This is a genomic window from Amycolatopsis sp. PSD-21 (assembly GCF_055561455.1).
Genome location: NZ_CM145712.1, coordinates 4,832,679 through 4,853,793, shown reverse-complemented (window position 1 = coordinate 4,853,793; position 21,115 = coordinate 4,832,679). Strand labels below are relative to the sequence as shown.

At 69.4% G+C, this 21,115-nt stretch carries 11 protein-coding genes; 5 read left to right on the top strand and 6 right to left on the bottom strand.

From position 1 onward, the window contains the following. Positions 1-102: 102 nt before the first annotated feature. Positions 103-2,889, top strand: coding sequence for a M36 family metallopeptidase (locus ACZ1DY_RS22945; RefSeq protein WP_465480781.1), 2,787 nt, complete (start codon positions 103-105; stop codon positions 2,887-2,889). Between the two features lie 279 nt (positions 2,890-3,168). Then, positions 3,169-4,572, top strand: a complete 1,404-nt coding sequence (locus ACZ1DY_RS22940) for an MFS transporter (protein ID WP_465480780.1) — start codon at positions 3,169-3,171, stop codon at positions 4,570-4,572. Positions 4,573-4,630: 58 nt separating this feature from the next. Here the strand turns inward: ACZ1DY_RS22940 and ACZ1DY_RS22935 are convergent, their stop codons facing one another. Continuing rightward, on the bottom strand, positions 4,631-8,923 hold the full coding sequence (locus ACZ1DY_RS22935) for a GH92 family glycosyl hydrolase (protein WP_465480779.1): 4,293 nt from the start codon (positions 8,921-8,923) through the stop codon (positions 4,631-4,633). A gap of 200 nt (positions 8,924-9,123) precedes the next feature. Between ACZ1DY_RS22935 and ACZ1DY_RS22930 the strand changes: the two genes are divergently transcribed. After that, positions 9,124-10,767 carry a tannase/feruloyl esterase family alpha/beta hydrolase gene (locus ACZ1DY_RS22930; protein WP_465480778.1) on the top strand — a complete coding sequence of 548 codons (1,644 nt, stop codon included), beginning with the start codon at positions 9,124-9,126 and terminating at the stop codon, positions 10,765-10,767. A 61-nt stretch (positions 10,768-10,828) separates the two neighbouring features. Here ACZ1DY_RS22930 and ACZ1DY_RS22925 read toward each other — a convergent pair whose 3' ends face one another. The 4 genes from ACZ1DY_RS22925 to ACZ1DY_RS22910 all read right to left on the bottom strand — a co-directional run bounded on the left by ACZ1DY_RS22925 (position 10,829) and on the right by ACZ1DY_RS22910 (position 18,082). Then, the gene (locus ACZ1DY_RS22925; RefSeq protein ID WP_126733097.1) at positions 10,829-11,491 is read right to left on the bottom strand and encodes an ABC transporter ATP-binding protein; all 663 of its coding nucleotides are present in this window, start codon (positions 11,489-11,491) and stop codon (positions 10,829-10,831) included. Further along, positions 11,491-12,183: an ABC transporter ATP-binding protein gene (locus ACZ1DY_RS22920; RefSeq protein ID WP_126733096.1), complete on the bottom strand. Its 693-nt coding sequence runs from the start codon at positions 12,181-12,183 to the stop codon at positions 11,491-11,493. Before ACZ1DY_RS22920 ends, ACZ1DY_RS22925 begins: the two co-directional genes overlap by 1 nt. After that, a complete protein-coding gene (locus ACZ1DY_RS22915) occupies positions 12,176-14,752 on the bottom strand; it encodes an FtsX-like permease family protein (protein ID WP_257486496.1) in 2,577 nt (858 codons plus the stop codon). Before ACZ1DY_RS22915 ends, ACZ1DY_RS22920 begins: the two co-directional genes overlap by 8 nt. Positions 14,753-14,899: 147 nt before the next feature. Beyond that, positions 14,900-18,082, bottom strand: a complete 3,183-nt coding sequence (locus ACZ1DY_RS22910) for an AfsR/SARP family transcriptional regulator (RefSeq protein ID WP_465480777.1) — start codon at positions 18,080-18,082, stop codon at positions 14,900-14,902. A 95-nt stretch (positions 18,083-18,177) separates the two neighbouring features. Between ACZ1DY_RS22910 and ACZ1DY_RS22905 the strand changes: the two genes are divergently transcribed. Next, positions 18,178-19,053: an NAD(P)-dependent oxidoreductase gene (locus ACZ1DY_RS22905; protein WP_465480776.1), complete on the top strand. Its 876-nt coding sequence runs from the start codon at positions 18,178-18,180 to the stop codon at positions 19,051-19,053. Between the two features lie 11 nt (positions 19,054-19,064). After that, the gene (locus ACZ1DY_RS22900) at positions 19,065-19,925 is read left to right on the top strand and encodes an NAD(P)-dependent oxidoreductase (protein WP_257486499.1); all 861 of its coding nucleotides are present in this window, start codon (positions 19,065-19,067) and stop codon (positions 19,923-19,925) included. Positions 19,926-20,170: 245 nt separating this feature from the next. On the opposite strand, the gene ACZ1DY_RS22895 is transcribed toward ACZ1DY_RS22900, so the two are convergent. After that, positions 20,171-21,052 (bottom strand): LysR family transcriptional regulator, encoded by an 882-nt coding sequence (locus ACZ1DY_RS22895; protein WP_465480775.1) that lies wholly within the window; start codon positions 21,050-21,052, stop codon positions 20,171-20,173. Positions 21,053-21,115: the final 63 nt, after the last annotated feature.

Genomic DNA, 21,115 nt, shown 5'->3' with positions numbered 1-21,115 from the left:
GTACCGCTCACCGGGATCGCCGTACCTGATCGGCGCTGATGCCACCGTGACTGTATCGGTACGAATGGAACGTCTGCGTCACCACCGAGAGAGGGGTCTGGAGTGACGTCACGTTCGTCGCGTTCGCGTGCTTCGCTGTGCGCCGCGACCGCCATCACAGTGTTAGCGCTGGTCACAGCGCCCGAAGCCGGCGCGGCACCGGCACCGGGCGCGGTGCACACCACGCCGGACAGATCCGGGAAGGACGTCGATGTCCGCGACACGGCGAGAACCAGCCCGCGCGTCCTCGCCGCGCGGGACCGGCTCACGGCGTCCCGTGCGACGTCCGTCACGAAGGCACGGGCGGAACTGGGACACCAGGCCCTGCTCGACTTCGACGAGCTGACCGGCACACCTCGCGTCCTGGCCCGCACCGACGGGTTCCTCACCGGACCGAGCGGCGCGTCACCCCGCGACATCGTGCTGAACTACCTGCGGGAAAAGGAAGGACTCGTCGGTCTCAGCGCCGGCGACACCGCGAAACTGAACCTGCGCAAGGACTACGTCGACGTCGAAGGCACACACCATCTCTCCTTCACCCAGTCCGTCGGCGGGATCCCCGTGTTCGGCAACGGGTTGAAGGCGCACGTCACCAAGGACGGCAGGCTGATCCAGCTGGACGGCGCGCCCGTGCGCGATCTTCCCGCCTCGCTGGGCGCGACGACGTTGGCCGCCCCGGCCCCGGACTCCAAGCAGGTCGCGTTCCTGACCGGCGACGGGCTCCGCCCCGCCTGGTACACGCTGACCAAACCCGCCGTGGACAAGATGTTCCAGGAGGTGACCGACGCCGGCACCGGCAAGCTGCTCTACCGCAAGAACCTGGTGAACCACGCCAACGACGACGCCGCCGGCGCCAAGGGGCTCGCCTGGGAAGCCCAGCCAGGCCCGCAGAAGCAGGTCGACCTGAGCCGGAAGGGCTGGCTGCCCGCCGACGCCAAGACCTTGGACGGCAACGTCGCGCACGTCGCCGCCGACGTCAACGGTGACCTGAAATTCCAGCCGCAGGAAGAGATCAGCCGGAACACCGACGGCACCTTCCGGTACAAGTTCACCGACTTCACCGCCGTCGTCGGCCCGCCTTGCTCGGCGGCGAGACCGTGCTCCTGGGACCCGAAGACCCCGGGCTCGTGGGCGAAGAACCGCGAACAGAACGCCGTTCAGGCACTGGCCTACGTCGGGAGCTTCCACGACCACCTCGCCTCCTTCCCGATCGGCTTCACCCGGCAGGCGGGCAACTTCGAGAAGGTCGACGGCGACGCCGTCCAGGTCCACACCCTGCTCGGCGCGCAGGAACCGGGCTACTACGACAACGCGTTCATGGGCACCCCGCCCGACGGGCAGCCGCCGACGATGGGGATGTTCCTGTTCCACGACCCCAGGAATCCCGACGACCCGTTCCTCGCCGCGAACTCCGCCGACGACGCCACGATCATCCACCACGAATACGGCCACGGCCTGTCCAACCGGCTCGTCGTCGACGCGCAGGGCAACTCCACGCTCAACTCCTTCCAGTCCGGCGCGATGGGCGAGGCGTGGAGCGACTGGTACGCCTTCGATTACCTCGTCGGGCGGAACGCGGTCAAGGACACCTCGGCTCCCGGCGAGCTCCTCGGCGGCGACTACGTCAGCAACGGTGTCCCCCTCGCCCGCACCCAGCCGCTGGACTGCCCGGTCGGCGCCGGCGCGCCGCAGTGCCCCGGCACGCCGGGAGCAGGCCCCGGTGGCTACACCTACGGCGATCTCGGCCGGATCATCGGCTTCCCGGAGGTCCACGCCGACGGCGAGATCTGGGCGAGCGCGCTGTGGGACATCCGCTCGGCGCTCGGTGTGCAGCTGACACGGGCGCTGGTCACCCGCGCGATGGAGCTTTCGCCCGCGTCGCCGTCCTTCCTGGACATGCGGAACTCGATCCTGCAGGCCGACACGGTGATCAACGGCGGCCGTGGGCACGCGAAACTGTGGAAGGCGTTCGCGGCACGCGGCATGGGCTACTTCGCCGGGTCGATCACCGGCGCCGACACCGCGCCGGCCGAGGACTTCTCCACGCCGCCGCCCGCGGGCATGCCGACCGGGACCGTGACCGGCAAGGTCACCGACCGCGAGGGCGGGGCGCCGATCGCGGGTGTCGCCGTGCGGTTCAGCGGGCACGACTCCGGGTTCGCCGGATCGCTGTCCGCGGTCACCGACGCGGCCGGCGTCTACACCATCCCCGGCGTGCTCCCCGGCACCTATCCGAAGGTCTACGCGCACGGAGGTGGCGCGGACGGCGAGATCCGCGCGGTCTCGGTGCGGTCGGGGACCACCAAGGTCGACTGGTCGCTGCGGTTCAACTGGGCCTCCAGCGGAGCCGGGGCCGGCGTCACCGCGTTCAACGGCGAGGACTTCACCCAGTACGGCTGCGGTCCCGGCGATCTGCTGGCCTCGTCGGTGCTCGGCGGGGGCGGCTGGTCGACCGACAGGGTCGTCCGCCCCGACGGCACGGTCGAGTCGCGGTTCGTCACGATCAAACTCGGCAAACCGGTCGACGTCAGTGCCATCGAGATCGACCCGGCCAACGTCTGCGGCGACGACCCGCCCGCCGCGGCCAAGGACGTCACCGTCGAGACCTCGGTAGACGGCACGACGTGGGTGAAGGCGGGCACCGGTGACTTCAAGCCCGCCGATCTGAACAAGCTCACCGCGCTCCAGCTCGCGCCGGGCAGCGCGACCGGCGTGCGGTTCGTGCGGCTGACCGTTTCGTCCAACCAGCTGTCGTTCTATCCGGACAGGACCTGTTCGCCGCAGCCCACGACGGCCGGGTGCCTGTACCTGGACGTGCAGAAACTGGCGGTGCGGGGCGCTTCCGCCTGACCTGCCACGATCGGCAGACCGATCGGAAGTGCTGTCGCGAAAGCCACTATCGCGACGTCTGATGTCCCGAAAGTGGCTTTCGCGACACTCGACGGCGGACGACAAGCCGTGTCGTCCGTCCAATCACGCGTGTCGTCCACCTGATCACAGGAGTCGTCCTTCTGATCACGAGTGCAGTAGGATCGAGGCATCGGGGTAGAAACGTGCTCTCCTCGACTGGGCACGCGCATACGCGGTATCGAACGAACCGTCACTCCTTCACTTCGAAGGAGTCGACCTTTGCGTTCCCCTGTTCAAAACCATTCCCTGCGCGAAGCATGGCCCGCGCTGGCCGGGCTTTCGGCCGTGTTCCTGGTCGAAATGCTCGACAACTCGATCCTCAACGTCGCGTTGCCGACCATCGGCCGTGAGCTCTCCGCCTCGACGACCACCCTGCAATGGGTGACCGGCGCGTATTCCGTCGTGTTCGGCGGCCTGATGCTGGCCTTCGGCGCGCTGGCCGACCGGGTCGGCAGGCGCAAGATCATGCTCACCGGCCTCGTCCTGCTCGGCATGGCGAGCCTGGCCACGCTGCTCGTCACCGCCGCGTGGCAGCTCATCGCCGTCCGGGCGCTCATGGGTGTCGCGGCCGCGATGACCACCCCGGGTTCGCTCGCCCTCGCGTTCCGCCTGTTCGATGAGGACGTCCTGCGTGTCCGTGCGACCACACTGATCTCGACCGTGGGCCTGATCGGCCTCGCCGTCGGCCCCACCGCCGGCGGGCTCGTGCTCACCGTCGCGCCGTGGCAGGCGCTCCTGCTGGTCAACGTGCCGGTCGCCGCGCTGGCGTTCCTCGGTATCCGGGCCGGTATCCCCGCCGACGATCCCGCCGGCCTGCACCGCGATCCGATCGACATCGCCGGTGCGGTGTTAGGAACCGCGACGATCGTCCTCGCGCTGCTCGCCCCGACGCTCTTCGTCGAAGCGGGCACGGCATCGGCTCTGCCCTGGGGCGCCACCGTGGCCGCGCTGACCGCCGGGACCTGTTTCGTCGTCCGTGAGAAGACCGCCCGGCACCCCCTGCTCGACCTGAAACTGATCGCGCGCCCGCTCGTGTCCAGCGGCCTGGCACTCAAGGCCGCGGCGGGGCTGGCGACCGCCGGGCTCGGGTACCTCGTGACCCTGCAGCTCCAATTCGGTCTCGGCTGGACACCCGCGCAAGCCGCGCTGGGGATGCTGCCCCAGGTCGTCGTCCTCATCGCCGGCGGCGCCCTCATCGGCCCGCTGAACACCCGCCTCGGCCTCACCAAGGCCGCCTGGCTCAGCGCCGCCGCGGTGGTGTGCGGACTCGCGGTCTATACCGTGTTCGGCGGGCTCGGCTACGGCTGGATCGCCGTCGCGCTCGCCCTCGTCGCGGCGGGGATGCGCGTGGTCGGTGTCGTGGCGGGCACCAACGTCATGCGCGGCCTGCCCTCGAACCGGACCACCATCGGAGCCGCGCTCGTCGACACCGCCAGCGAGGTCACGACTGGGATCGGTATAGCGCTCAGCGGCACCATCCTCGCGCTGTTCTTCCCCGGCGCACTGACGGCGGCTCAGCAGGCGGCCGACTTCCCGAAGGCGATCACCTGTGCCGGTCTCGCGCTCACCCTGCTCTCCGCGGCGCTGGTCGGCTTCGGCATCCTGCGTGCCCGAAGCGCGTGAAGGCCCCCTTCCCTCGGCTCAGCCGAGGGAAGGGGGCCTTCACGTACTTACCGGAGGACTACAGCTTCGCGCACTGCCCGGCGGCCGGGCCGCGGACGGTGTTCTGCAGGTCGTAGTCCGTCGGAGCGGGGGAGTTGGCCGCGCACGCCAGAGGTCCGCCGATCGTGCTGGCAGTCAGCACCGGCCCCTTGTTGCCCGTCAACGCCACCGGCCCGCCGATCTCGGTCAGCTCGATCGAGACCGTCCCGGTCGTCCCGGTGATCGCCACCGGGCCGCCCACCTTCGTCCGGTCCAGCACGACCTGCGCCGCGCCGTTCGCCGTCAGCGGACCGGAGATCGAGCCGCCGCGGACGATCAGGCTCGCCCCCGCCGACACCGACACCGGACCGGAGATCGTCGCACCGTCCACACAGGTCACCCCGTTCCGCACGGTCAGCGGCCCCTTGCGCTCGCCGGTGATCGTCTCCGTACATGCCGCGTCGGGCTTGCCCAGCACCTCGAACTCCGACAGCGAAGCCTCGCCACCCGTGGTCGCGGTGACCTCGAGCCGGTAGTAGGCGTAGTGCGCCGGATTCGCGATCTTGAACGCCCTGGTCTGCTGACGCCACTGGAACGTCTGGTCGGTCCGCTGATCCGCGACCGCCCACGTCTTCCCGTCGTAGGAACCCTTCAGCACCCAGCTCTTCGCGTCACCCGCGCCCTTGCCCGAAGTCAGCGTGTAGAACGAACCCGCCTCGTTCGTCGAGGGCACCTGGTACTGGATCGGCGCCTTGACCTTCGCCTCGGTCCGCGACGTGTTGTCGAAGAACGCGGCGTCCCCGCCGGAGACCGGCTTGGTCAGGTCGTGCACCGGGGTCGGCACCGCGTCGCCCTTGGTGATCGACTTCGGCGCGTCGTCCGGGCCGGTGCCCCACGACGACGGGTTCGGGCCCATGTCGAAGTCGAGCGTCCCGCCGTTCGCAATCGCCGAATGCGGCAGCGACGTCGAGGTCTGCGCCTTGCCGTTGACCTTCAGACCCTGCACGTAGACGTTCTTCGCGCTGTTCTTCGGCGCGTTGACCACGATCTTCTTGCCACCCGGCAGGTTCACGGTCGCCTTGGTGAACAGCGGCGAGCCGATCGCGTAGTCCGAGCTGCCGACCTGCAGCGGGTAGAAGCCCAGCATGCCGAACAGCCACCAGGCCGACTGCTCGCCGTTGTCCTCGTCACCGCCGTAGCCCTGGCCGAGCTCACTGCCGACGTACAACCTGGCCAGCGCCTCGCGGACCTTCGCCTGCGTCTTCGACGGCTGACCCGCGTAGTCGTACATGTAGAGCGTGTGATGCGCGGCCTGGTTCGAATGCGCGTACATGCCCATCCGCACGTCCCGCGCCTCGGTCATCTCGTGGATGACCCCGGGGTAGGTGCCGAACTTGAGCCCCTGCTCCGGCTTGGCGAAGAACTCGTCCAATTTGGACGCCAGCCCCGCCTTGCCGCCGAAGAGGTTCGCCAGGCCCTGTCCGTCCTGCGGGACCGAGAACCGCATGCCGTAGGCGTTGGTCTCGGTGTAGTCGATACCCCAGACCTCCGGGTCGAACTCCTCCTTGCTCCGGGTGAACTTGCCCGCCGCGTCACGCCCCTGGAAGAAGCCGACACTCGGATCGAACACGTTCACGTACTGGGTGGCCCGCTCGGTGAAGTACCCGTAGTTGTCCAGGTACTCCTGTTTGCGCGGATCGTTCGCCGGAGCCTCGTCGTGGAGCTTCTTCGACATGTTCGCGATCGCGTTGTCGTTGACGTAACCCTCGATCGCCCACGAGAACCCGTGGTCCGCGGTGTTCGGCGCGTACCCGAGGAACGTGCCCTCGTCGATGCCCTTGCGGCCGACCGCGCCGTTCGGCGGGGTCACCGTGGCGTTCTTGATCGCCGAGTCGTAGGCCGACTGGACGTCGAAACCCTTGACTCCCTTGAGATAGGCGTCCGCGAACGCGGCGTCCGAGCTGGTCCCGGTCATCAGGTCCGCGTAACCGGGGGAGGACCAGCGCGAGATCCAGCCGCCGTCACGGTACTGCTGCACGAAACCGTCGACGAGCCTGCCCGCGGTGTCCGGGCTCAGCAGCGAATACGCCGACCACACCGTGCGATAGGTGTCCCAGAACCCGTTGTTGACGTAGAACTCGCCGTCGACCAGTTTCGCCCCGGTCTGGGTCGGCGTGTCCTGACCGGCCTTGGGCGACACCGGGCTCGCGTACCTCTTCACCGGCTTCTCGACCGTGCCGACGTTCTCGAAACCCGAGTTCGGGTACAGGAACAGGCGGTACAGGTTGGAGTACAGCGTGATCAGCTGGTCTTTCGAGGCACCTTCGACCTCGATGACCTTGAGCTTCTCGTCCCATGCGTTCTGCGCGGTGTCGGCGACGGATTCGAGCGTCGCGTTCGGGGCGAGCTCCTGCTCCATGTTCCTCTTCGCCTGGTCCACGCTGATCAGCGACGTCGCGATCCGCATGTTCACCGTCTTGTCGGCACCCGCGTCGAACTTCAGGTAGCCGAGGACGTTGTCCCGCTTCTGGTCACCCGAACCGGTCGACAGCTTCGAACCGGCGGTCACCGGCTTGTCGAAGGTCGCGTAGACGAACATCCGGGTCGCACCGGCCGACAGCCCGCTCTTCACGTCGCTGTACCCGGTGATGGACCGGCCCGCCGGGTCGAGGGTCAGCCCGCCGTTGTTGTTGACGTTGTCGAAGATCAGGTTCGAATCCGCCCCGGGGAACTTGAAGCGATAGAGCGCCGCGTGATCGGTCGGCGCGACCTCGGCCTTGATCCCGTTCTCGAAGTCGACGCCGTAGTAGTGCGCCCGCGCGGTCTCGTTGGAGTGCTTGAACGGCAGCTTCCGCGCCTCACGGTCCGGATTCGGCACCCCGGACGCGGTCGAGGGCAGGAACTGGAAGGTCTGCCGGTCCGCCATCCACGGGCTCGGCGCGTGGCTCGCGGAGAACGCCTGCAGCGCCGGGAGGTTCTGCTCGTTGTTGCGCGAGTGGTAGGAGTACATCCAGCTCAACGTGCCCGCGTCGGTCGTCGGGATCCAGAAGTTGAACCCGTGCGGGACCGCGGTCGCGGGCATGTTGTTGCCACGCGAGAACGACCCGTTCGACAGCGATCCGCGCGTGGTGAGCACGTTGTCGGACGGGCGAAGGCTCGCCGGCGGCGTCGGCGTCGCCGAGACCGTGATGTCGTCCAGCCAGCCCTGCAGCGAGCCCGGGCCGTCCGCGTTGTCGTAGCCGACCAGGATCCGGTCGATCGTCTTGCCCTTGGCGACCACGCCGATCTGCGAGCGCACCAGGTTCCACTGGTTGGTGTAGAGCACCTTGCTCGCGCCCTGGCCCTGCGGGGAGAGCCCGAAACCGTACTGGTCGACCGCGCCGAGCTGGCTCAGGTAGGTGCCGTCGGTGAACGCCAGGTCCACCGCGACATTCGTGCTCGGGTACTTGAGGTCGCCGCGGATGAACTCCGGCTGCACCTTGTACGACAGTTCCGAGGTCGCAGCCACCGGGATGTCGACGTCGAAGATCTTGTTGTACGACCAGCCGTGCCCCTGCGCCTTGTGGCTGCCGGAGTAGCGGAACGCGCGCAGGCCGGTGAACCCGACCCGGTTCTTGCTGGTGTAACCGCTGCCCGGGCCGCTGTCGGTGAAGCTGCGCATGTTCGGCAACGCCGGCGGGGCCGGGTCCTCGTTGGCCAGCAGCAGCTCCGAGAGCTGCAGGATCGGGCCACCGTTGTTCTTGGTGATCTCGAGCCGGAAGAACTTGTACGCGGCGCTCGCGGCGGCGAGGCGGTACTCCTTCTTCTGGAACGGCTCGCTGAACTTCTGCCCGGTCTGCCTGTCCAGATCGGTCCAGGACTGGCCGTCGGTGGAGCCCTTCAGCGTCCAGTCCTGCGGGTTGCGGTTGTCGAAGTCGTTCGCCGAGGACAACGCGTACCGGGTGATCGACGTCGGCTCGGACAGCGCGATCTGCGCCCAGCCGGTCGGGGTCCAAGCCAGCCACTTGGTGTCGGTCGACCCGTCGACCAGGTTCGCCACGCCCTCGTTCGGGGTGTTCTCGCTGTTGGCGGAGACCTCGGTGACCTTGCCGCGGATGTCACCGGGGATGGTGGTGGCGTTCGCGCCGTCGACACCGAAGGCCTTCGGCTTGCCGGACGGGTCGACGTCGACGGTGTCGCTCCACGTCGGCTGCGGTTCACCTTGCTCGAAGGACGAGTAGAAATCCGGTGGGGCCTCTTCGGCCGCGGCGGTGGCGGGGAGGGCTACCAGCCCGGACGCCACGACCGTGGCACTCAGAAGGCTGCAGACCCAGGGTCTGACGCTTCGGGGCATCGTTGCACCAATGCTTTCTCGCAGGGGGACCGGTGACGCCAAGAGAGAAAAACTCGGTTGTGACATCGATGTCAAGACACTCGGACAAACCTGGCCCGAACTGGACAACCCGGATGCCCGGAAACCTGGTGGACAACCGGCGGGGCCGGGGCCAGGGTGAAGACACGACTGAAGCCGATCCGGGAAACTGGGGTGGGGACATGCGGCGGTTGTCCATGCTCGGCGTGGCAGCGCTCGTCACGGCAGGCTCGATACTCACGGCACCGGCGGCCACAGCCGGCGAAACGACCTTCCGCCCGGTGCGAACCTGCGCCGACCTGGTGCGGACCTATGACGTCCCCGGCGCGGTCACGCACGTCGAAACCGCGACCGTGGTGCCTGCGACGGCGACCGAACCGGAGAACTGCGACGTCCGCGGCTACGTCGAACCGGCGGTACGGTTCCAGCTGCGGCTGCCGACCAAGACCTACGCGGGGCGGTACCTGCAGTTCGGCTGCGGCGGCTTCTGCGGGGTGGTCACCACGCCGCCGTTCGCCGACTGCGGCCTCCCGCACGGCGGTGACGTCGCCGTCGCGGCCACCGACGACGGGCACGTCGGCAAGACCCCGGCCATCGTCGACGACGGCAAGTGGGCCGAAAACGATCAGGCCGCGCGCGACGACTTCGCCTTCCGCGCGCCGCACGTGGTCTCGAAGGCCGCCAAGCGCCTGATCACGCACTTCTACGGCGCTCCGCCGAAGAAGTCGTACTTCAGCGGTTGCTCCGACGGCGGTCGCGAGGCGCTTCTGCTCGCACAGCGCTATCCCCACGACTTCGACGGCATCGTCGCCGGCGCGCCGGCCGGATACTGGGGGCCGCTGCTCGGCGTCTACCAGACCTGGCTCGCCAAGGTGAACACCGGCGCCGACGGCAAGCCGATCCTGACCGAGGACAAACTGCCGGCCCTGCACGCCGCCGCACTGTCCACTTGCGACAAGTCCGACGGGCTCGGCGACGGCGCCATCGACGATCCGCGCACCTGCCGCTTCGACCCGGCGACGATCGCCTGCCCACCGGGCACCGACAACGCGGGCTGCCTCACCGCCGCGCAGGTCGAAGCCACCAAGAAGATCTACGCGCCGCCGACCGACGAACGCGGCCGCAAACTGTACCCGGGCGGCCAGACCGTCGGCTCCGAACTCTCCTGGTACGGCTGGATCATCCCGTCGCCGGAAACCGGCGGAATCCCGTTCGCGCACGCGCTCGCCGACAACTACCTGAAGTACATGGCTTACCCGATCGGGACACCGCATTCGTCGGTCGAGAAGTTCGGCTTCACCGCCCGTGAATTCGACAGGCTGACCCCGGAAGGCGTCCGCTCCAACGCGATGGCGCCGGATCTGCGCGAATTCCGGCGCGCTGGCGGGAAACTCGTGATCTGGCACGGCTGGGCGGACCAGGCGATCCCCGCCGCGGGCAGCATCGACTACTACGAACGGCTCACCCGTGCCAACGGCGGCCCCGCCGCGACGCGGGACTGGGCGCGACTGTTCATGGTGCCCGGCCTGTACCACTGCGCGACCGGCGACAAGCTGACCGAATACGACCCGCTGAAGGAACTCGTCTCCTGGGTCGAGCGCGGCACCGCGCCGGACCGGACGATCGCCACCGGCCGCGACGCCGACGGCAAGGTCTTCCGCACGCGGCCGGTGTTCCCGTACCCGCTGCAAGCGAAGTACGACGGCACCGGAAGCGTGGACGACGCGGCGAACTTCGTGCCTGTCCCGCCTGCGCGGCCCTCGCACGATCTTGTGAACTGGGCGGGGAACGGGCTGTACGGCAAGGCGGGGCCGGTCGCTCCCTGAGTTGGCTTGGCGCGTCTCGTGAGTGGTAAGGACGGTTAGAACCCTCCTTACCACTCACGAGTCAGGAAAGGACGCCGTCCAGCAGTCGTACCCGCCGGTCCGCGATCCGGTGCACCTCGTCGTCGTGTGTCGCGACGATGACCGCCGCGCCCTCTTCGGCGCAGCGCCGCAACAGCCGAAGCACCCGCGGCGTGCTCCCGGCGTCCAGGTGCGCCGTCGGCTCGTCGGTGAGCAGGACCCGGGGCCGCCCGCTGACCGCCCTGGCGAGCGCGACCCGTTGCTGCTGCCCGAACGAGACCTCGAGCGGGTAGCGGTCCCCGAGATCGCCGATCCCGAGTTCCTCCAGCAGATCCGCAACCCGCGTGTGGATGTCCTTCGCGCTGGGCTTGGGGACGTCGGACCGGAGCCGCAGCGGCAGCGCCACGTTCTCCGCGATGGTCAGTTCGTTCGCGAGGCCGAGCGCCTGCGGCAGGACGGCGCAGGTGTGCCACGGCGGCGCGCCCGCTATCGGGACGCCGTCCAGCAGGACACTGCCGGAATCGGGCGAGTCGAAACCGCACAGCAGCGCCAGCAGCGCGCTCTTGCCGGAACCCGACCGGCCGGACACGGTGACCAGTTCGCCCGCGGCCACGCGCAGTTCGAGCCCGCGCAGGACTTCGACGTCCCCGCTGGGATGGGGGAACCGGCGGCGCAACCCGACGGCCTCGAGGGCGGGTTCCGCCATCACGGCACGACCTCCCGTTCTTCGACTTCTTCCAGTCTGCCCTTGTGCATCCGCGCGACGCGGCTGCCGAGTTCGATGAGCCGGTCGTCGTGCGAGGCGACGATGACGGCGAAATCCTGATCCGCCAGGTACTTCAGGGTGTCGAGCACCCGGTCGGCGGAGCCTTCGTCCAATTGGGACGTCGGCTCGTCGGCGAGGACGACGGTCGAGCGGCGGGCGAGCGTGCAGCCGAACGCGAGCCGTTGCTGCTGCCCGCCCGACAGCGCTGAGATCCGCCAGCTGCCGGTCCCGCCGAGCCCCAGCTGTTCGAGGATGTCGTCGGGCAGGCATTCGGTCCCGGCCGATTCCGCCGCCGCGCGGAGATTGTCCGCGACGCTCAGATACGCGAGCAGGTTGTCGGTCGGGTTCTGGAACACCAGACCGAGGTGGGTCCGCCGCAGCGCCCGCCGGTCGCGGTGCCGCAGCTTGCCGGTTTCGCTGCCCTGGAACGAGATCGTGCCCCGCACGGGCTGTTCGAAGAGGCCGAGTGTCCGCAGCAGGGTGGATTTGCCGGAGCCGGACGGCCCCGCCAGCACGGTGATCCCGCGCGCCGGGATGTCGAAGGTGACGTCTTCGACGCCTGTGACCGTGCCCGCCGGCGTCTGGTAGTCGACGCCGATCCCGCGCAGCCGGAAGATCGGTTTCTCAGGCACGGATCAACTCCGCGGTCCGGGCGGTGCGCACCGAGCGCATCGCGATCCAGCCCGCCAGCGCCACGACGAGCACACCGACGGCGAGCACGGTCAGGGCGAGCGGGGTCGGGTCGGGCAGTGCCGACTGCGGCGGGAGGAACGTCGCCGGATCGAACCGCGGCACCGAAAGCCCCGCGACCGAGACACCGCATACGACGCCGATGACCACGGCCAGCCCGCTGAGGGTGCCCAGTTCCATCAGATGACTCGCCAGCAGGGCACGTGGCCGCATCCCCATCCGCAGCACCAGCGCCCCGGCGAGCGCGTTCTGCCGTCGCCGGACTTCCACCGCGACCAGCAGCGACAGCACGGCCACCACGCCGAGTACGGCACCGAGCAGGGCCATGAACGAGAACGTCCACGACACCACGTAGAACGGGAGCGCATCGAGCGCGGACTCACGGGTGACGCGGTTGACCGCCGTCATCACCCCCACGGAAGCCAGCGCCTCGGTCACCTGCGTCATCGACGAGCTGGAGAGCACGCTCCACTTGGGCACGGTGCGCAACTGCGCCTCGGTGAGCGATTCCCGCGAGATCACGTACCCGGCCTTGGTGCCGATGATCGGGAACATCGGCAGCTCGCCGATCGCCTCGGCGTCGGCGAGACCGGCGGGCAGCTTGGTCTTCTGGGCGGTGTCGTGCCCGATCCGGATCGCCGGGACCCCGGTGCCCTGGCCCGACAGGCCGGTCATCAACCGGTCGACCTCGGCGCCGTCGAGCGGACCGAGCGTGGCGGCCTGCCGGAAGGTCCGTGGGTCCACGACCAGTACGACGTTGCCGGTGCCGGTCAGCTCGCCGACGATCGTGGTGCTGCCGTCCAGCGAGGCGGGCAGCGCGACCTTCCCGGTGCCGACGACGCTTTCGGTGTCGACCCTGGTCTCGGCCCCCACGAAGATGGCCGACTTCGTCTGCAGTGCCTCTTCCTGACCGCGCGCGATGCCGATCCCGGTGGCCAGGGTTCCGATGGCGAGCGTGCCGATCACAAGCACACCGGTGACCGGTGCGCGGGCACTGGCCAGCCGCCGGATGGCCAGCTGCAGTGCCGGCCGAGACCAAAGCCGCGCGCGATGCGACGCGTGCAAGGCGAGCCAGGCCAGTCGCGCGGCGACGAGCCCGACCGTCAGCACGACGAACACCGGATACGTGAGCGCGAGCGGGTCGACCTGGGGGAGCGGATTGCCGATCCGCGACCCTTTGCTGTAGTCGACGAGCCGGTTCCAGCCGAGCAGGGCGACACCGGCGGTGAGCAGTTCCCACGGGAAGAAGGCCAGGAACTTCACCTTCTTGCGCCGTCCGGAGCGGACCCGGCCGAGTTCGAACTCCCGATGGGTCCGGACGGAGATCACCCCGGCGAGCAGCACCAGCGAGACGAGCAGGATCGCGGCCGCGACGAGCGATCCCCAGAACGTCGCGCCGTCGTCCAGTTCACCCGGTGGCCCGTAAAGCCCGAGCAACAGCCGGGCGAGCACCGCGCCCGCCGCGCCACCGGCGACGATCGGGAGCCCGAGTTCGGCGACCGCCAGCAGTCCCAGCGCCCCGGGGCCGCTACCCCGCGCGGACAGCAACCTCAGCTGCGGGTGCCGCCGCTGGTACCACTGCAACGCGACCGTGCCGATCCCCGCGCAGCCGACGAGGATGCTGATAGCCGCGAGCGGCAGGATCGAGATCAGGACGTTCGATTCCGCCTGGTTGCTGATCTGGACCGAGCGCTCGAACGGCAGCGACCCGACGATCGCGTCACCGAGGCCGCGGGACCCCAGATCCGCCTTGACCGCGGCGATGAGGGCCTTCCCCCGTTCCTCCAGGTCCTCGGCCTCGCTCACCGTCTTGGGCGGAGCCTCGTAGAACGACATGTGGAGCGTCTTGATCATCGGGATGCCCAGCGCGCGGACGGTGTCGTCGAAGGTCTTCCCGTCGTTGGCGAACATGACCGAGTCGAGCGGGTCGTTGGCGAGCCTGCTGACGACGGCGTTCCGCTGCTGCGAGCACCACCAGCGCGGTGCTGGGTCGGGAAGGTCGCGGTACAGCCCGGTCACCGGAGGTATCGGGGTGCCCTGGATGCTCGGCGTGGCCCCGACCTTGATGTTCTCCGCCCCGGCGACGACGGTGCCCAGCAGGAAACCGGCGCCCGCGGACCCGCTCGTCACGTCGAGGTTGCCCTGCGCCGCCTGGTCACGATGGGCGAGGACGACCTTGTAGTTGGGGTCGCCGTTGAACTCGGTGCCGAAGAGATACGGCGTGTAGCGGGAGGTGACCGGGGCGGGGAAGCCGTGCGCCGGGGCGTTCCGGCGGACCGACTCGACGACCTGCGGTGCCACCGCGGCGGGCACGTTGTCCTTGCTGAAGACCGGCCCGTAGTAGTCCGGGCACACGATGCCGGACTGGTACGTGACGGCCGCGCCACCCGAGGCCGAGGCCTGCAGGACGGCGGCGGTGCCGAGGAAACAGGCCAGCAAGGCCGTCACCGCGGCGATGATCAAAGTCAGGGGACTGGTCAGCGCCGCTTTCGGAGCCGCTCGCCACGGCATTGTCACCCTGGGCCCGCCGGGAGCCCCCCACCTCACCCGCATGGATACGCACGCTACCGGTCACGGCGCTCTGACGACAGGAAGGAATCACTGTTTGTTGCTGACGTGAAGTAAGGCATGGTCCATTGTGGTGACCCGGGTGCGTGGTCACTGACTGTCCGTCACCAATTGGTCGATCGGCGTCGTCTCACCCTCCTCGCTCTCCGCCGAGAATGCGGTTTCTCCGAGTGCCGTGACGATCACGCCGGTAATCCGGTCGACGTCGACGCGTTCGGCTTTCGGCAGGGGAGCGCCCACCGATCGCCGCGCGGCGGCCGCGGCACCGAGCAGTCGTGCGGCCAGGCGATACGCGCCGGCCGCCGCTTCGGCGCCGGCCAGGCCCTCGAGACCGAGGGCGATCGCGCGGGGATCCTCGCTGTGACGAGCGATCGCGAGACCGTCCAGGTGGAGCCGTTTCGCCGCCGCCGCGTCTCCGCGTTGCTCGGCGATGAACCCGAGCTCGGCGAGGATCAGGGTGCTGCCCGCTTCGGACTCCACCCGGCGATGCCAGTCCAATATGGACAGCAGCCGCCGCTCGGCCTCGTCGAACCGCCCCTGGCGCCGTGCACCGAGCGCGAGCCCTGTCTCGGCGTAGACCTCACCGGGTTTGAAGCTGTACTCGACGGCCAGCGTCCTGGCTCGCTCGTGGAACTCCGTCGCTTTTTCGAAGTCGCCAGTGAGCAGCGCCGTCCGGCCCAGCCACGACAGTTTGTAGGAGACCTCCGGCCACAGCTCCAATTCCTCCGCACGGCGAAGACTTTCCCGATGGACGCGGGCGGCATGGTCGTAGTCCCCGGCGATCGAGGCCAGCATGCCGATGACGAAGGAGGCCTGCAACCAGCCCCAGCGTTCGCCGAGCCCGTCGAAGATGGCGGCGCTCTGTGCGGCGATCCGGCCGCCTCCGGTGAGGTCGCCGCCGGCGATCAGGTGGGCCGCCCGGTCGCTCAGCGCGGCGGCGGCGCTCCAGTCGTCACCGATGTCGCGAGCGGTTTCCAGTGCGCCCAGCGTGAACTTCTCCGCCCGGCACAGGTCGCCGACCGTGGACCACGCATAGCCGAGGAACCACAACGCCCGCGCCCGCACGAGAGGATCGGCGATACCCCACACTGTCTCGTCCACCGCATCTCCGGTGCCGTCGAGCACGGCGATCCCGGTACGCAAGGCGAGCGCCTGCGCATACTCGTCTCCGGTGCCGGAATCGGTGCCGAGCACGAGGTCCAGCGAGCGCCGGGCCTCGGTGAGCCGTCCGCGGAGGTACCAGAACCACGACGTCGCGTTCACCAGCCGTAACGCGAGCCGATGCTCTCCTTGCCGTAGCAGCGTTTCCAGCGCGCGACGGGTGTTGGCCCCTTCGGCGTCCAGTCTGTCGAGCCAGCGCCGCTGCTCTTTCCCGCGCAGACCCGTGTCCCCGCGTTCGGCCAGCTCGACGTGGAAACGAGCGTGCCGCAAGTACAGGTCGTCGAGTTCGCCTGCCTGCTCGGCGTGGCCCAACGCGTACGCGGACACGGACTCCAGCAAACGGAACCGCGGTTCGCCCGACCGGCCTGGCCTGCTGACCACCAGCGACCTGTCGACGAGCCGGGACACGAGGTCCAGCACGTCACCGGCGGCGATCTCGCCACCCGCGCAGACCGACTCGGCCGCGTCGAGACCGCAGCCCTCGGCGTGGACGGCGAGCCTGCGCAGCACGATCTGTTCGGGCTCGCTCAGCAGGCTCCAGCTCCAGTCGATCATCGCCCGGAGCGTCTGCTGGCGGCGCGGCCCGCCTCGCCTGCCCGAAGACAGCAGGGCGAACCGGTCGTCGAGGCGGGCGAGGAGTTCGTGCACGCCCAGCGTCCGGACCCGGGTGGCGGCGAGTTCGAGTGCCAGCGGGATGCCGTCGAGCGTGCGGCAGATCCGCGCGACCACCGCCGCGTTCTCCGCGTCGAGCGCGAACCCCGGCGCGGCCGCCGCGGCACGGGCGGCGAACAGCCGGACGGCACTCGACTCCCGCACGGCGGCGAAATCCGGCAGGTCGGGCAGCTCCAGCGGTGGTACCGCCCAGACGTTCTCTCCCGGCAACCCGAGCGGCTCCTGGCTGGTGGCGAGCACACGCAGCCGTGGCGCCGTCGCGAGCAGCTTTTCCACCAGCATGGCGACCGGTTCGACGACCTGCTCGCAGTTGTCCAGGACGAGCAGGATCTCCTTGTCCCGCAAGGCATCGGCCAGCGACTGGGTCAGTGATCCGGCCGACGTCGCGTCCTCCCGGAGATCCAGCACGGCCGCCAGGACGACGGCGACGTGATCCTCGGGCGGGCACGTCGCGCACTCGACGTTGTCCAGCCCCGATAGCTCGACGAGCCAGGTGCCGTCACCCATCGCGATCTTCGACGCGGCCTCGATGGCGAGCCTGGTCTTGCCCACACCGCCAGGCCCGGTCAGGGTGACCAGCCGCGCGTCGGTGACGAGCGCTCCGACCTCCTTGACCGCCGTCGTCCGGCCGATCAGCTCGGTCACCGCCTCGGGCAGGTTCCCGCGCACCGGCGCGGCGGCGCGGACCGGCTCGAGGTCCGGACTGTGGGTGAGGACCGCCTGGTGCACCGCCGCGAGCTCCGGACCCGGTTCGAGACCGGATTCGTCACGCAGGCGGGCGCGCAGCTCGGCGTAGGTTTCGAGGGCTTCGCTGTGCCGCCCGGCCGCGTACAACGCGCGCATCAGCAGCCCCCGGAGCCGCTCCCGCAGCGGATGTCGCGAGACCAGCCCGGCCAGCTCCCCGGTGAGGACGCCGTGCTCGCCGAGCGCCAGCCGGGCCTCGGCTCGCTCCTCTTCGGCGAGCAGCCGTTCCTCCTCCAGCCGCTGCGCGGCGGCGACGGCGAACGGCTCGTCCTCGAATCCGGCGTACGCGGGCCCTCGCCACAAGGCCAGCGCGTCCGCCAGCAGAGCGGCACGGGCGCGTGGGTCGACGGTGTCGCGGGCACGGGCGGTGAGCGCGCGGAACCGATGGACGTCCAGGTCGCCCGGCTCGACGGCGAGGACGTATCCGGCGGGTTGGTGCGTCACGAGATCCCGCGCGCCGGGCTCGGCGCGATCCAGCGCGCGGCGCAACTGGGAGACCTTCGTCTGCAGGGTGTTGCCCGGATTGCCCGGCGGATGCTCGCCCCACAGATCGTCGGTCAACGACGACACCGACGCCGCCCTGCCGTCGCGGCTCAGCAGCCCGGCGAGCAGGAGGCGGACCTTCGCCTCGGGCACGACGACGGGCTCGCCCGCGGTCGTCCACACGGCGAGTGGTCCCAGCACTCCGAATCGCACGAAACCGACGTTAGCGCGGACCACCGACAGGATCGTGCGCGAGGCCGTGCGCGGACCCGCAGCGATCCGTGCGCGGCCCGCGTCACGGTGGTCCCATGAGCGAACACGGCAAGACCCCGGTGACGGTACTGGGGCTGGGCGCGATGGGAACCGCGCTCGTAGAGGCACTACTGGCGGCCGGCCATCCGGTCACCGCGTGGAACCGGACCCCGAGCCGCGCCGAGGCGGTGGCGGCGAAGGGAGCTTCGGTCGCTTCGACCCTCTCGGAGGCTCTCGCGGCGAACCGGATCGTGATCGCCTGCCTGCTCGACTACGACTCGGTCCACGAGGTCCTCGACCCCGTGGCTTCCGAGCTCAAGGGCCGGCAGCTGATCAACCTGACCAACGGCACCCCCGGCCAGGCGCGCGAAATGAGCGCCTGGGCCGAGGAACTCGGCGCGGAGTACCTGGACGGCGGGATCATGGCGGTCCCGCCGATGATCGGCACTCCCGCGGCTTTCATCTTCTACAGCGGCTCGGGCACCGCCTTCGGCCACGCCCGCACCGCGCTCGACACCTTCGGCGGCGCCAACTATCTCGGTGCCGACCCCGGGCTGGCGCCACTGCACGACATCGCGCTGCTCAGCGGGATGTACGGGTACTTCATCGGCGTCATCCAGGCGTACGCGCTCGTCGGCTCGGCGGGGGTCAAGGCGCGGGAATTCGCGCCGCTGCTCCGCGCCTGGATCGACGCGATGAGCGGCTTCCTGGAGCGCTCCGCCGAACAGATCGACGACGGCGACTACGTGACCGACGTCGTGTCGAACATCGGGATGCAGGCGGCCGCCTACCCGAACCTGGCGCAGGCGGCGGAGGACCAGGGCATCAGCGCCGAACTGCTCACCCCGCTCCAGTCGCTGATGGACAAGCGGGTCGCCGGCGGACACGGCGCCGAAGACCTCATCGGCGTCATCGAACTCCTCAAGAAGTAAAGGAAAACACAATGATCACAATGATCGGGCTCGGCCCGATGGGACAGTCCATGGTCCGGGTGCTCCTGGAGAACGGCCACGGAGTGACGGTCTGGAACCGTACCGCCGCCCGCGCGGACGACGTCGTCGCCGCGGGTGCCGTGCGCGCCGCGACCCCCGCGGACGCGGTGGCGGCCTCGGAGCTGGTGTTGCTGAGCCTCACCGACTACGCCGCGATGTACGACATCCTGGGCAAGGCCGAGGATGCCTTGGCGGGCAAGGTGATCGTCAACCTCAGCTCGGACACCCCGGAGAAGACCCGCGAAGCCGCGGACTGGGTCAAGGCCAGGGGCGGGCAGTTCGTCGCCGGTGGCGTGATGGTGCCCGCCGAGCTGGTGGGCAAGGACGAGGCGTACGTCTTCTACAGCGGCCCGGCCGACGTCTTCGAGAAGCACCGCGAAACGCTGGCGCTGATCGGGCGACCGGACTTCCTCGGTGAGGACGTCCGGCTGGCACAGCTGTTCTACCAGGCGCAGCTGGACATCTTCCTGACCTCGCTTTCGGTGTTCCTGCACGCGAGCGCGCTGGTCCGCTCGGCCGGGGTGCCCGCGCAGAAGTTCGTCCCGTACGCCAAGGACAACTTCAAGATGATGGATTTCTACCTGGACGCCGCGGCCGAACAGATCGAGAAGGGCGAGCACCCCGGTGACGACGCCAACGTGACCATGATGGGCGCGACGGCCGACCACATCGTCCAGGCGAGCCGGGACGCCGGGATCGACGTGGTCCTGCCGGAGGCGGTCAAATCGCACTACGACCAGGCGATCGCCGCCGGGCACGGACGTAGCTCGTGGACCAGCCTCTTCGAGATCATCAAGGCGGACCAGAAGTAACTGCCCATGGCTCGTGAGTGGGCGGGACGGTTCTAGCCGAGGGTGTCTTAGGTACCTACTGGCTTCCGGCCGCCGTTGCCCCCCGGCCCGGCCTGTAGGGGCTGGAGCCGGTGTCGCGAAAGCCACTTTCGGGACGTCAGACGTCTCGAAAGTGGCTTTCGCGACCCCCGGCCGAGCCCAGCCGGCGGTACCGAGCGCCTCGGGTTCTCGTGAGTGGCGATCCGGGTTAGAACCCGAATCGCCACTCACGAGGTCTTGTACTCGACGCCCAGTACTTCCAAGAAGGCCTTCGCCGCCGGAGTGACCGTGTAGCGGTTCCAGACGAGGTGCTCGATCCGCGCGGGCGCGTCTCGCACCGGCACGGTGACCACGTCGGTCAGGTTCGGCACGAACTTCGACGGCAGCAGCGCCACCCCCAATCCCTGATGGATGAGCCGCGCCATGTAGTCGGCGGCCGTCACCTCGAAGGCCACTTCCCGGGTCACTCCCGCCGCGGCGAAGGCCCGATCCGTCTGGGCTCGTCCCGCGGAGCCCGCCGGGAAGTCGACGAACACCTCCGACGAGAGCCGCTTCAAGTCCACTTCGGACTCGACGGCGAGAGGATGCCCCGGAGCCACGACGGCGATCAGATCGTCGCGGCCCAGTTCGCAGGTGGCCACGCCGTCCGGCCGGTCGGTCACCGGGAGTCCGAGGAACGCGACCTCGATGGCGCCGTCCTTGATCTGCTCCACCAGTTGCCCGCTCGCCCCGACCCGCAGCCCGATCCGGACGTGCGGATACCGGCTGCGGAAGGTCTGCAGCGCGGCCGGGACGTCGACCGCCGCGACGGTCGGGATCACGCCGACGGTGAGCCGCCCGCGGATCTCGCCGACGGCCGCGGCGACCTCCGACCCGGCCCGCTCGGCGGCCTCGAGACATTGCCGGGCGGCGGGAAGGAACGCCTCGCCGGCGGCGGTGAGCCGCACCCGGCGGCTTGTGCGTTCGAACAGTCGCGCGCCGAGCTCCCGTTCCAGCCGCGCGATCTGGTGACTCAGCGCCGACTGCACGACCAGGCACCGTTGCGCGGCACGCGTGAAGCTGTTCGTCTCCGCCACCGCCACGACGTACCGCATCTGCTGAAGCTCCATCGATCCATCTTGAATCACGATGGATCAAGTGACAAACATGTGTTGGACTCATTGATCGTTGGC